The sequence below is a fragment of the Streptomyces chattanoogensis genome, from assembly GCF_001294335.1.
GTDB classification, from domain to species: domain Bacteria; phylum Actinomycetota; class Actinomycetes; order Streptomycetales; family Streptomycetaceae; genus Streptomyces; species Streptomyces chattanoogensis.
The window spans coordinates 122847-135356 of record NZ_LGKG01000001.1 but is presented as its reverse complement, the minus strand read 5'-3'; the positions used below and the strand labels follow the sequence as shown (position 1 = coordinate 135356).

The window sequence follows — 12510 nt, the reverse complement described above, 5'->3', positions numbered from 1 at the left end:
CGGCTTTTCCCCCGCTGCAAGGAGAGCGCGTGCTCACTGTCGGTGACAAGTTCCCCGAGTTCGACCTGACCGCCTGCGTCTCGCTCGAGTCCGGCAAGGAATTCGAGCAGATCAACCACAAGACCTACGAGGGCAAGTGGAAGATCGTGTTCGCGTGGCCGAAGGACTTCACCTTCGTGTGCCCCACCGAGATCGCCGCCTTCGGCAAGCTGAACGACGAGTTCGCCGACCGTGACGCACAGGTCCTCGGCTTCTCCGGTGACTCCGAGTTCGTGCACCACGCCTGGCGCAAGGACCACCCGGACCTGACCGACCTGCCCTTCCCGATGCTCGCCGACTCGAAGCACGAGCTCATGCGCGCCCTGGGCATCGAGGGCGAGGACGGCTTCGCGCAGCGCGCCGTCTTCATCGTCGACCAGAACAACGAGATCCAGTTCACCATGGTGACCGCCGGCTCCGTCGGCCGTAACCCCAAGGAGGTCCTGCGGGTCCTGGACGCCCTGCAGACCGACGAGCTGTGCCCCTGCAACTGGTCGAAGGGCGACGACACCCTGGACCCGGTCGCGCTCCTCTCGGGCGAGTGAAGACACCCCCACCCCTGACCGGAAGCCTGAACGGAAGGCCGATCTGAAATGGCTCTCGACGAGCTCAAGTCCGCCATACCGGACTTCGCCAAGGACCTGAAGCTGAACCTCGGCTCGGTCATCGGCAACAGCGCCCTGCCGCAGCAGCAGCTGTGGGGCACGGTGCTCGCCTGCGCGATCGCCTCGCGCTCGCCCAAGGTGCTGCGCGAGCTGGAGCCGGAGGCGAAGGCCAACCTCTCCGCCGAGGCGTACAAGGCGGCCAAGTCGGCCGCCGCCATCATGGCGATGAACAACGTCTTCTACCGCACCCGGCACCTGCTGTCGGACCCGGAGTACGGCAACCTCCGTGCCGGTCTGCGGATGAACGTCATCGGCAACCCCGGCGTGGAGAAGGTCGACTTCGAGCTGTGGTCGCTGGCCGTCTCCGCCATCAACGGCTGCGGTATGTGCCTGGACTCGCATGAGCAGGTGCTCCGCAAGGCCGGCGTGGACCGCGAGACGATCCTCGAGGCCATCAAGATCGCCTCGGTCCTGCAGGCCGTGGGCGCCACGCTGGACGCCGAGGACGCGCTGGCGGAGTAAGTCCCCGGCACGCCCCACACGGCGGCATACGCACGGAACCCCGCAGATTCTTCTGCGGGGTTCCGTGCGTTGAGAGGGATGGGAGCTGCCCTCGAGGCGGGAGCTATCCCTTGGGCTCCGTGGGCACCGCCCCGATCGCCGTGGCCCCGTGCGGCGCGGGCATCATCCGTAGCGCCTGCTCCTTGGAGTACGCGCGGAGGTAGCCGACGACCGTGTTGGTGACGGCCACCAGGGGGACGGCGACGACCGCACCGCCGACGCCCGCGATCAGGCTGCCGGAGGCCACCGAGAGGATCACCGCGAGGGGGTGGACCCGTACCGCGCGGCCCAGGATGAACGGCTGCAGCACATGGCCCTCGATCTGATTGACGGCCAGGACGATCGCCAGCACGACGAGCGCCGCGAAGACGCCCTGGGTGGCGAGCGCGACGACGCACGCCAGCGCCCCCGAGACCACCGCGCCCACCAGGGGGATGAAGGCGAAGAGGAAGATGAAGACGGCGAGCGGCACCGCCAGCGGGACATCGAGGATCCACAGGCCGATGCCGATGAATATCGCGTCGATGAGGGCGACTATCACCGTGCCTCGGACATACGCGGTGAGCGTGCGCCAGGCCCGCGGACCCGCGCCCGCCACGCCCTCGCGGGCCGCGCCGGGCATCAGCTTGAGCAGCCAGGTCCAGATGCGGCGGCCGTCGTAGAGCAGGAAGAGCGTGGTGAACATCGCCAGGAGGATGCCGGTGAACACCTCGAGGATGACGGTGACGCCCTCCAGACCGGCCGTCGTGATCGCCTCGGTGTTGTGGCCGACCGCGTCCTGCAGGTTCTTGGCGATCTGGTTGATCTGACTCTCGGTCACATGGAACGGGCTCTTGAGCAGCCAGCCCTTCAGTTCGGTGATGCCCTGCTGGATGCGGTCGGCCACCGAGCCGATGTTGTCCTGGACCTGCCACACCACGAACCAGCCGACCAGGCCCAGGACGACGAACCCGCCGATGAAGGTCAGCGCGGTGGCCAGCCCGCGCGCCAGCCCGCGGTTGCGCAGCCACGCGACGGTGGGCTGGAGCAGGGCGGTGATCAGCAGCGCGGCGATGAAGGAGAGGACCACCAGTTCGATGGTGGTGATGACCTTCGCCAGGACCCACAGCGTCCCCGCCAGGACGAGCAGCCGCCAGCCGGCCTCGGCGGCGACCCGTACGCCCCACGGCACCGCCGCGACGGGATCCGGGCGGGCCGCGACGGCGGGCGCGTAGGCGGGCGGCGCGGGGACGGAGTCGGGCGGGAGGGAAGCGGTGGCCGACGGTGCGTCCGTCGCGGCCGTGTGCGGCACGCCGTCGACGGTGTCCACGGTGTCCGCCCCGGCCGTACGGGTGGCGGTGAGCGTTCCGGCCGAGGCGACGGCCGGTGCGAAGGCGGGCCGCGGCGGGAGGCCGCCGGGCGTGGATGCGTCACGCCTCAGCTCTTCCGGATCGGCGTCCGCCGCCGCGGCCTCCGCCCGGCGGCGCTGTTCCTCCAGCCGCTGCGCGAGCCGCGTCAGACCGGCGCCGAGGCCACCGACCCACTGAGGCAATCTGGACATGTCGCTTCCTCTTCCCCTCCCCTGTGCCACACCTGACGGCACGACGTTACCTGTGGCAGATGCGCGAAACCCCCGACGCTGACGCAGTCGGGGGTTTCGAAGTGCGGTGGAGCCGCGGCGCTCCCGCCGGTACGGCCTAGTACCAGCTGTTGGCCTGCCAGAACGACCAGGCGCCGCAGGGGCTGCCGTAGCGGTCGTTCATGTAGTTCAGGCCCCACTTGATCTGGGTTGCCGGGTTGGTCTGCCAGTCGGAGCCGGCCGACGACATCTTGGAGCCCGGCAGGGCCTGGACGAGGCCGTAGGCGCCCGAGGAGGCGTTGGTGGCGCGGTAGTTCCAGCCGGACTCGTGGTCCACTATGTTGCTGAAGCACTGGAACTGGTCGCCCGCCATCATCTGGCGCGCGAGGGCCTGGGTCTCGGCAACGGTGTAGGAGCTCTTGCCGAGGAGGTCACCCACGTCGCGCGATGCGGAGCGGGACGCGGCCAGCGCCTTCTCCTTGCGCTCGTCGGCGGCCTTCTTCGCGGCCTCGTCCGCAGCGTCCTTCTTGGACTGCGCGGTCTCCGCAGCTGCCTTGCGTGCGGCTTCCTGTGCAGACTTCAGGGCCGCCGCATCCGCCTGGGTGGACGCGTCGTCCGCCTGCTGCGTAAGGGAGGCCGTCTGCACCTGGGCCTGTGCACCTGCGGGGATGTCGGCGATCGTCGCGTCGGCGGCGGTGGCTTCGGCGTTGACCGAGGCGGGCTGCCCTGCGGCGACGCCGACGACGGCGCCGACGGTGGTGACCGCGGTGGCGGACGCCACGGCGAATCCCCGGACCGAGATCCGGCTCACACGTTTTCCTTCCAGCGTCGCCCGCATAGGTGACCTCGCGGACGCAATCGTGCCCCTGGCGCTGGTCTCCCCTTGTTCCGGACCCTGTTGAGCGGGCGGGACCGGCTGGTCACGGGAGGCACTGGCCCGGTACGTCCCCCTCAGGGGTCCGCGTGGTGCTCGGGCGGCATACGGCGACTCGCTATGAAGTTCGGTTGTTCCGCACCTCTGGGGATGCTGGTGGTGCCGTATGCGGGGCCTGACAGGACCCAGACTCTGCCCGAACGGGCCGCCGTGAATCAATTCCCGGCCGGGTGTGAAAGCTCACACCTCGTTTACGCACCAGTATTCTCGGATATCCGCGCGCACAGACACGCCGCCCGGCTAAGCTCCTTCGCTTCTCCGGGCGGCGCGGTGGTTCACACCGGGTCAGATCCTGCCGTCCTCCAGCATTTCGGTCACCAGTGCGGCGATCGGCGACCGCTCGGAGCGGTTGAGGGTGACATGCGCGAAAAGCGGATGGCCTTTCAGTTTCTCGACGACCGCCACCACTCCGTCGTACCGGCCGACCCGCAGATTGTCCCGTTGTGCCACGTCATGCGTGAGAACAACCCGGGAGTTGGCGCCGATACGGGACAGAACCGTCAAAAGGACATTCCGCTCGAGCGACTGGGCCTCGTCCACGATGACGAACGCGTCATGCAGCGACCGGCCCCGGATGTGCGTGAGCGGCAGCACCTCCAGCATGCCCCGCCCCACCACCTCCTCGATGACCTCCTTGCTCGTCACCGCGGACAGCGTGTCGAAGACCGCCTGCGCCCAGGGGCTCATCTTCTCGGCCTCGCTGCCGGGCAGATACCCCAGCTCCTGCCCGCCGACGGCGTACAGCGGGCGGAAGACCATCACCTTGCGGTGCTGCCGGCGCTCCAGTACGGCCTCCAGTCCCGCGCACAGCGCCAGCGCCGACTTGCCCGTACCGGCCCGGCCGCCCATCGAGACGATCCCGACCTCCGGGTCCAGCAGCAGATCCAGCGCGATCCGCTGCTCGGCGCTGCGGCCGTGGATGCCGAACGCCTCCCGGTCGCCGCGCACCAGCCGCACCCCGCCGTCCGCGGTGACCCGGCCCAGCGCCTTGCCGCGCTCGGACTGCAGCACCAGTCCCGTATGGACGGGGAACTCCTCGACGCCCGGCAGATGGGCCGTCTCGGCGGCGAACAGGTCGTCCACCTGCTCGGCGGCGACGGTCAGTTCGGCCATGCCCGTCCAACCGGAGTCGGTGATCGCCAGCTCGGCGCGGTACTCCTCGGCCAGCAGACCGACCGAAGAGGCCTTGATGCGCAGCGGGAGATCCTTCGACACGACCGTGACGTCGTACCCCTCGGCCTGCAGATTGCGGGCCACGGCCAGGATCCGGGAGTCGTTGTCCCCCAGCCGGAAGCCCGCCGGCAGGATGCCGGGGTCCGAGTGGTTCAGCTCGACGCGGAGGGTGCCGCCGAGCCCTCCGATGGGGATGGGGGCGTCCAGCCTGCCGTACTGGACCCGGTACTCGTCCAGCAGGCGGAGCGCCTGCCGGGCGAAGTAGCCGAGCTCGGGGTGGTGCCGCTTGGCCTCCAACTCCGTGACCACGACGACCGGGAGGACGACTTCGTGCTCCTCGAAGCGGGACATGGCGCCTGGATCCGCCAGCAGGACACTGGTGTCGAGGACGTAGGTGCGCCGGCCGTTCTCACGGCGCTTGTTGCTGTTCACCACGGGTGGACGAACCCCCTCGGATGAGGTCGGGGTGCGACGGCGTCGCCGGGGACAGGACCGGGTTCAGGCCACGATGCGAGGGCCGAACGCCGGCCCTCCGCGTCGTCCGTGCGATCCGCACGATCGTCCGTGATCTGCAAAGGGCCTCCCGGGCGGACGGCCCCATGCCGTCCGCTGAGATACGGCGCCCGATGTCTGGTTCCGGACGCCGACCTGCCAGGGATATTCCCTTGATGCCCCGCCCCCATGCCACGGCATATGACACACGCTTGATGAACCTTTGGTTACGACTCCCGCGCCCCCACTACACGGACCGGGTGCCACCGGTCCCGCGATGCCCCCACTTGGGCCCCACTTGCCCCGCTTGGGCCGTCGTCCGTCCCCCGCCTGGGCCGTGGTCTGCCCCCACCAGGCACCGGGAATACCCCGCCCCCCGCCCCGTTGTGGCCTGCAAGGGGCGCTCGCATCCCCTAGGGGATCTGTTCGAACTCCCCCTAGGGGATCCGTTCCCCTGTCCCCTAGAAGCCGTAACGGCGATGCCGGGCCGCGTAGTCGCGCAGTGCGCGCAGGAAGTCGACCTTGCGGAAGGCCGGCCAGAAGACCTCGCAGAAGTAGTACTCCGAGTGGGCGCTCTGCCAGAGCATGAAGCCCGACAGCCGCTGCTCGCCGCTGGTACGGATCACCAGGTCCGGGTCCGGCTGGCCGCGGGTGTAGAGGTGCTCCGAGATCGCATCGACGTCGACGAGCTCGGCGAGCTCCTCGAAGGAGGTGCCGCGCCGGGCATGGTCGAGCAGCAGCGAGCGCACCGCGTCCGCGATCTCCTGGCGGCCGCCGTAGCCGACGGCGACATTCACCAGAATGCCCTTGTTGTCCAGAGTGGCCTGTTCGGCCTTCTTGAGGACCGTTTGGGTGGCTTCGGGTAGCAGATCGCGGTTGCCGACGTGGTGCACCCGCCAGCGGCCGTCGGCGGCCAGATCCCGGACGGTGTTCTCGATGATGCCCAGCAGCGGCTTCAGCTCGGCCTCGGGCCGGTCGAGGTTGTCCGTCGACAGCAGCCAGAGCGTGACGACCTCCACATCGGTCTCCGCGCACCAGCCCAGCAGCTCGCCGATCTTGGCCGCGCCCGCCTGGTGGCCCTGCTCGGTGGTCCGCCCGTCCGCCCGCGCCCAGCGCCGGTTGCCGTCCAGGATGACGCCGATGTGCTTGGGCACCTGGTCGTGGTCCAGGCGGCCCTCCACCCGACGCGCGTACAGCCGGTAGACCAGATTGCGCAGTGCGGGCGGATAAGGGATGCGCACTCCGGAAGATCGCGTCATATGTGGTCCAGCCCCTCCGTGCCGAAATGGCCCTCGCCCCGTCGCCTCAAGAGTGGGCAACTTTACTTCTCGGGTGTGTCGAGAGCCCAATCAGGTGTGTCACAAGTACGTGATAGGGAGATGAGCATGACTGGCACATCTGACTACCGCGCCGTTGATTCGCGCTATGACTCCATGGAGTACCGGCGCGCCGGCCGCAGCGGTCTGAAACTCCCCGCCATCTCTCTTGGACTGTGGCACAACTTCGGGGACGACCGCACCCTGACCTCCCAGCGGGCGATCCTGCGCCGGGCCTTCGACCTGGGCGTCACCCACTTCGACCTGGCCAACAACTACGGCCCGCCGCCCGGGTCGGCCGAGCTGAACTTCGGAAAGATCTTCGCCCAGGACTTCCGGCCCTACCGCGACGAGATGATTCTCTCCACGAAGGCCGGATATCTGATGCACCCCGGTCCGTACGGGGAATGGGGTTCGCGCAAATATCTCCTCTCCTCGCTGGATGCCTCACTGAAGCGGATGGGTGTCGATTACGTCGATATCTTCTACTCGCACCGTTTCGATCCCCACACCCCGCTCGAGGAGACGATGGGCGCGCTGGCCTCCGCCGTCCACCAGGGCAAGGCCCTCTACGCCGGTGTCTCCTCCTACTCCGCCGAGCAGACCCGCGAGGCGGCCGGCATTCTGCGTGAAATGGGCGTTCCGGCGCTGATCCACCAGCCCTCGTACTCGATGATCAACCGCTGGACCGAGGACGACGCCCTGCTGGACACGCTCGAGACCGAGGGCATGGGCTGTATCTCCTTCGCTCCACTGGCCCAGGGCATGCTCACCGACAAGTACCTGGACGGTATCCCCGAGGGCTCGCGCGCCTCCCAGGGCAAGTCCCTGGACCCGGATCTGCTCTCCGAGGACGTCGTACGGCGTCTGCGCGGCCTCAACGAGATCGCCGCCCGCCGCGGCCAGTCCCTTGCCCAGCTCGCCCTGACCTGGGTCCTCCGTGACGAACGCATGACCTCCGCGCTGATCGGCGCCAGCAGCGTGGCCCAGCTGGAGGCCAATGTCGCGGCGCTCGACGGGCCCGCGCTGGAGCCGGCGGAACTGGCCGAGATCGATCGGTTCGCCACGTCGACGGAGGGCGTGAACATCTGGGCGAGGCGGGGCTAGCGCCTGCGCCGCACGGCGTGGGGGGCCGGGGCGGGAGCCGTTGCCGGTTGCAGGGGTGGTGGCGGACCGGGTGTCCGGGTGTCCGCCAGGTCCTGCCCGGCGGCACAAAAAAGCGGGCCGGTCCGTGGGGGGGGAATACGGACCGGCCCGAGGGGGGGTTCCCACCATAACCCCGACCGGGGCGTGGTGCGTGCACCGTGTCGTATCGCGGCGTGGCTCGGCGCGGCGGCGGGCGGCCCGGCCGGGGTCCCGCGGGGCCGGCGGGTGCCGCTCGGGCCGCGGCGGCCCCCACGGGCGGCCCGTCAAACGCCCCAATGATCATGAATCGTCCGGGTGACATGATCGCCGGCCCGCCCCGTCGGCCCGCCTCCTTGGGTGGCCCCGGCCAGCACGCCTCCGCGCGTCCGGTGACGGCCGTACCACCCAAGGGCGACCCCCGGCACGGTCGCCGGCTTGACGCCGCTCGGCGCCGGGGCGGGGGGGGACGGCCGGGCTGGTCGCGCCGCGTCGCCAGGACCAGCAGCACCACCGGCAGGCGTCGACCTTGAAGCGGCCCGGCTGATAGAACGACGGGCATGGCACGTTGGCAGAACGGCCCCGGGGTACTTCGTGGTGCGGAATCCGGCATGGCTATCCCGGTGGAGATCGCGGCGTCCTACCGGGCCCGCACCCGTGGCCTGTTGGGCCGCGACGGCATCGAGGGGGCATTGCTGCTGACCCCGGCGAGCGGGGTGCACACCTTCAGGATGCGGTTCGCGATCGATGTCGCCTATCTGAGCCGGAACCTGACGGTGCTGGCCGTACGCACCATGCCGCCCGGCCGACTTGGCCGCCCACGCCTGCGCGCCCGTCATGTCCTGGAGGCGGAGGCGGGGGCAATGGGGCGGTGGGGGGTGCGGGCGGGGGTGCGCCTCGCGGTGGAGCCGGACAGCTCGACCGGCTGACTCCCTGCGTACGACGCGACCGGCTGACTCCCTGCGTACGACGCAAAGAACCCGCGGCGCGGAACAACTTGGTCCCGGACCGCGGGTCTCGGCTTGCGCTCGACTCACGGGGGCCGACTACCGCCCTGGGGGCGGGGCCGGGGGGCCGGGCGGGTAGTTGCCGGGGTAAGTGGGCGGCTGCTGGTAGGAGTTGGGCTGGGGCGGGTAGCCGGGGGTGGCACCGGGCGGCATATAGGCACCGGGTGCGCCGGGGCCGCCAGGGGGCGGGCCGTTGCGGTCGTTCTTGCGCCTGGAGGCCACGACGAGGCCGATGACGAGAGCGGCGACGGCGAGGACGCCACCGGCGATGGAGACGATGGCGACGGTGCTCAGGCCTCCTTCGTCCTTGCTGCTGGCCTGCTGGTTGCCCTCGTCGGGGGTGTCGCCGCCGTCGGAGCCGCTGGAGGTTGCGGGGGTGTCCGTCGGGGAGGCCGACGTGCCCTCGGGCATCCTGAGGGGGCCGTTCTTGGGGCCGGCCGGGATGTCCTCCGTCAGGGCGCGGAGCGGGCGGATGAAGCCGTAGCCGTAGTGCTCGTCCGGGGCTTTGGTGACGCCTGAGCCCGAGGGGATGAGGGCCGTCTTCGTCAGACGGTTCGCCACCTGACCTGCCGAGAGGTGGGGGAATTTGGCGCGGATCAGGGCTGCGGCGCCGGAGACGTAGGCGGCTGAATCGGACGTACCGTCCCCATAGCCGTACGGGGAAGTGGCGCCTGTCGACCTGATGTGCACTCCGGGCGCCGTCAAGAGAACCTGTGGGCCGTAGTTGGACTTCTTCCAGACCTTCCCATCCGATCCTACGGCGCCCACCGTAAGGACGCCGGGGGAAGATGCAGGGTAGCCAAGGCTGGTGCTTCCTTCGTTACCCGAAGCCGACACGAGAAGAACATCGTGCTTTACCGCGTATGCGATCGCGTCCTTCTCTTCGTCGCTGGTGCTCTGAACCCCAAACGACATGTTGACGATCTTCGCTCCGTGGTCCACGGCATATCGCAACGGCTGGGCGTAGGAATCATCTTTCGCTGATTCGCTACCGTCCATGTTCGACCATTTGATGGGGAGAATCTTCGCACTTGGAGCCAGCCCCTTGATTCCCGCAGATCCACCCGGCCCATGTCCGTGCCCAGCTATTTCCCCGCTCATCGTCGTACCGTGATTGTTCTTTGATTCCTTGTTAGCCGGTCCGCCAGCGGTGAAGTCCTTCCCTGGCAGGACGTTTCCCGCAAGATCTGGGTGGCTCCCGTTTACGCCGTCATCAATGACGGCAACGATTACCCCTTGACCGGTGGAGATTTTCTCAATCTCTTCGGCATTGAAGGACTTCAGAGGCCACTGGTCATCTCTGATCTGGTCTGCCGAAGCAGCCGACGCGGTTCCGAAGAGCAGCGCTCCGGACAAAACCGTGCCGCCCAACGCACGCAGCTTGCACGCGAAGCTCATGCTGTAACTACCTCTCCTTGACAGATTAGGGCCCGCAGCCTAAGACTGCGGGCCCCAAGTCGTTTCCGCCGACCGCACCCGGCAGCTAACTACTCGATGACACGGGGGACAACATTACGTTGCTTTATCCATGTCTCCTCTTCTTCCACGAGGTAGTCAGGGCGATTGCCGTTTCCGTTTTTCGCGTTCTTTTTGCCGTTCGCGCCGGGCGCGCCCTGAGCGCCCGCCATTCCGCCACGACCGCCTGACTTTCCGGCCTGGCTGCCTCCCCGGCTGCGGTGCAGGCCCGAACCGCCCTGCGCTCCGGCTCCGGACTTCGGCTTCGCGGCGCCCGCGACTCCACCACGCTGGCGAGCCATTGCGCTGCCGCGGCCGGCACCACCACCTTTGCCCTTTGCGCCGCCGGCTCCGGCGCCTCCGCCCATGCCGGGCATACCGGCACGACCGGTTCCTGCCCCGCGCCCGGCGCCGCCGGTACCCATACCGCCCGGCATACCAGGCGTTCCAGAAGATCCGCCGCTGTCACCTCCGACGCCACCGGACCCCGAACCGATCGAGCCGCCACCGCCGCCCAGGCCGGTGCCGCCGCCCCCACCGCCCAGACCGAGGCCACCGCCACCGCCACCGCCGCCGCCGCCACCGAGCCCCTCAAGGCCGGTCTTCACCGGCGGCATGTGCGGCCCTGCCGGCGGCAGATGCGGGCCTGCCGGCTGGGGATGTGTACCGATGCCGCCGCCGACACCGCCCGGATTGGGTGCGGGCATCGGCATGGGGGAGGTGTAGCCGGGCCCCCTGCCGCCAGGTGTGAGACCGCCCGGACCCGTGGGCCTGGGACCGGTCATGGAGGGGGGCAGGGGAGGAGTGACGCCCCCCGGCGGCCTTCCGTCGCCGTCGGGCCGATCCCCGGTCCAGCCACCCTTGCCACGAGGATCGCGCGGCTTCCCAGGCTCAGGCACAGTCGGCATCGACTGCCCAACCGAGTTGTACGCCGCCCCCAAGTACTCCATCGCAATGGCGCCCCGCAGCTGCGCTTCCCGGCCCGCCGACAACTGGCTGCCGGTGGAGTCGAGTACCTGCTTCGTCGGTACGCCCTGTTCGAGCGAGGCAAGAGCGACCGTGTCATCTCGTGCGTCATTGCCGCCGAGGAGACCCTTGACCTCGTCGCCGGCCCTGTCCAAGCCGCTGTCGACAGCATCCGGCTCCTCGATGGACAAGACGTACGGGCCGTACGCCTCCAGCGCGCTGGCGGCATTTTCCAAGGTATTGCCGGCCGCCCGCGTCCACTGCGCGGCGTGAGCGATGTTCTGGCTGATTTCGCGGGCCCTGGCTTCGAACATCTGGGCGGCCTTGCCGTCCCAGTGTTCCCGGACTTCCGCGATGGCACGGTCGAATGCGCCCTTTATTCCCCCGCCTTGGCCCATCGCCTGCCGGGCGGCCTCGACCGCACCCTCTGTTATTCCGGCGAAGAAGTCATTGGAGGAACCGCCGTCGAGGTCGTGGGCGACGTCGCCCCATGCCTCACCGACGCTCCGCACCGTATCGGGGTTGGACGTCGCCACCATGGCCTTCAGCTCAGGGAGCGTCTTCTTCCAGAACTTGCTGGTGTGCTGCGCCGTGAACTGGTGATCACTTTTGTAGGACTCGGCCCCGATGCCGGCGCCCCACTCACTGTGTGCCATCACCTCCTGATTGAAGTCCTTGTAATGCTTTTGATTCAACTGCGTCATTACCGACCACCCCCGTTTTCACGTCCCACTGTTGCTGACACCCTGCGACCACTCAACTCATATTGACGGGCGCCCCGTCACGGCGCCCCTGATTCATGGCATTGGCCGTCTCTTGTTCCTTGTCCTGATAACGGCCGTGGGTGGCAGCAGTCTTGTCGGTGAGGTCCTTGATGAAGGACTCGAGCTTCTTGAGGATCTGATTCTCGATGTAGTCCTTCAGGGCCTCGTGCTTCTTCCGAAGCTCGGCTTCCTCCTCGAACTGCGAGCCGAGCGCCCCGTGCGGCAGGTACGTGTTGCTCGTCGCCTTGCCCTTGGTGCACTGCATGTCGTTGGTGATGCCGTTGAGCTTCTTCACCACCTCGTCCAGCCGGTCGAGGTCGACCTTGTACTCATCAGCCATGGATGGCCTCTCCCCCTGAGTGTTACGTGAAGTCCTGCGACGCCGGTCGCGGTAGGCAACAGTCGACCCCACGAGCAGGCCGACTGCGGGCAGGCCGCCCGCGAAGACGGCCTGGACATTTTACCGACGGGCAGCCTGCCGGGTGAGAGCGGTTCGCGGTATGGGCGGGGAGAGGGCG

General features: G+C 68.7%; 11 protein-coding genes. 4 read left to right on the top strand and 7 right to left on the bottom strand.

Features of this window, described 5'->3' with window-relative positions:
* Positions 1-29: 29 nt before the first annotated feature.
* Both ADL29_RS00580 and ADL29_RS00575 read left to right on the top strand, forming a co-directional pair.
* Positions 30-584, top strand: a complete 555-nt coding sequence (locus ADL29_RS00580; protein WP_053921842.1) for a peroxiredoxin — start codon at positions 30-32, stop codon at positions 582-584.
* A 48-nt stretch (positions 585-632) separates the two neighbouring features.
* Positions 633-1166, top strand: a complete 534-nt coding sequence (locus tag ADL29_RS00575) for an alkyl hydroperoxide reductase (protein WP_053921841.1) — start codon at positions 633-635, stop codon at positions 1164-1166.
* Positions 1167-1269: 103 nt separating this feature from the next.
* Here ADL29_RS00575 and ADL29_RS00570 read toward each other — a convergent pair whose 3' ends face one another.
* The 4 genes from ADL29_RS00570 to ADL29_RS00555 form a co-directional block, all read right to left on the bottom strand.
* Positions 1270-2745: an AI-2E family transporter gene (locus ADL29_RS00570; RefSeq protein ID WP_053921840.1), complete on the bottom strand. Its 1476-nt coding sequence runs from the start codon at positions 2743-2745 to the stop codon at positions 1270-1272.
* Between the two features lie 136 nt (positions 2746-2881).
* Complete coding sequence (locus ADL29_RS00565) at positions 2882-3574, bottom strand: aggregation-promoting factor C-terminal-like domain-containing protein (RefSeq protein WP_046926230.1); 693 nt, start codon at positions 3572-3574, stop codon at positions 2882-2884.
* Between the two features lie 408 nt (positions 3575-3982).
* Entirely contained in the window at positions 3983-5305 is a 1323-nt protein-coding gene (gene phoH2 / locus ADL29_RS00560) for an RNA 5'-3' helicase PhoH2 (RefSeq protein WP_046926231.1), read from the bottom strand.
* A gap of 518 nt (positions 5306-5823) precedes the next feature.
* A complete protein-coding gene (locus tag ADL29_RS00555) occupies positions 5824-6621 on the bottom strand; it encodes an isoprenyl transferase (protein ID WP_053921839.1) in 798 nt (265 codons plus the stop codon).
* 126 nt (positions 6622-6747) lie between these two features.
* On the opposite strand from ADL29_RS00555, the gene mgrA reads away from it, so the two are divergent.
* Both mgrA and ADL29_RS00545 read left to right on the top strand, forming a co-directional pair.
* Positions 6748-7785, top strand: coding sequence for an L-glyceraldehyde 3-phosphate reductase (gene mgrA / locus ADL29_RS00550; RefSeq protein ID WP_046926233.1), 1038 nt, complete (start codon positions 6748-6750; stop codon positions 7783-7785).
* A gap of 575 nt (positions 7786-8360) precedes the next feature.
* Positions 8361-8729: a DUF192 domain-containing protein gene (locus ADL29_RS00545; RefSeq protein ID WP_053921838.1), complete on the top strand. Its 369-nt coding sequence runs from the start codon at positions 8361-8363 to the stop codon at positions 8727-8729.
* 117 nt (positions 8730-8846) lie between these two features.
* On the opposite strand, the gene ADL29_RS00540 is transcribed toward ADL29_RS00545, so the two are convergent.
* The 3 genes from ADL29_RS00540 to ADL29_RS00535 form a co-directional block, all read right to left on the bottom strand.
* Positions 8847-10205 (bottom strand): S8 family serine peptidase, encoded by a 1359-nt coding sequence (locus tag ADL29_RS00540; protein WP_053921837.1) that lies wholly within the window; start codon positions 10203-10205, stop codon positions 8847-8849.
* Between the two features lie 89 nt (positions 10206-10294).
* The gene (locus ADL29_RS45905; RefSeq protein ID WP_157878350.1) at positions 10295-11932 is read right to left on the bottom strand and encodes a WXG100 family type VII secretion target; all 1638 of its coding nucleotides are present in this window, start codon (positions 11930-11932) and stop codon (positions 10295-10297) included.
* Between the two features lie 52 nt (positions 11933-11984).
* Entirely contained in the window at positions 11985-12332 is a 348-nt protein-coding gene (locus ADL29_RS00535) for a hypothetical protein (RefSeq protein ID WP_053921836.1), read from the bottom strand.
* Positions 12333-12510: the final 178 nt, after the last annotated feature.

Coding starts and splice junctions, on each gene's coding strand:
- ADL29_RS00575 (WP_053921841.1), top strand. CDS start 633: ATGGCTCTCGACGAGCTCAAGTCCGCCATACCGGACTTCGCCAAGGAC.
- ADL29_RS00570 (WP_053921840.1), bottom strand. CDS start 2,745: ATGTCCAGATTGCCTCAGTGGGTCGGTGGCCTCGGCGCCGGTCTGACG.
- ADL29_RS00555 (WP_053921839.1), bottom strand. CDS start 6,621: ATGACGCGATCTTCCGGAGTGCGCATCCCTTATCCGCCCGCACTGCGC.
- mgrA (WP_046926233.1), top strand. CDS start 6,748: ATGACTGGCACATCTGACTACCGCGCCGTTGATTCGCGCTATGACTCC.
- ADL29_RS00545 (WP_053921838.1), top strand. CDS start 8,361: ATGGCACGTTGGCAGAACGGCCCCGGGGTACTTCGTGGTGCGGAATCC.
- ADL29_RS00540 (WP_053921837.1), bottom strand. CDS start 10,205: ATGAGCTTCGCGTGCAAGCTGCGTGCGTTGGGCGGCACGGTTTTGTCC.
- ADL29_RS45905 (WP_157878350.1), bottom strand. CDS start 11,932: ATGACGCAGTTGAATCAAAAGCATTACAAGGACTTCAATCAGGAGGTG.
- ADL29_RS00535 (WP_053921836.1), bottom strand. CDS start 12,332: ATGGCTGATGAGTACAAGGTCGACCTCGACCGGCTGGACGAGGTGGTG.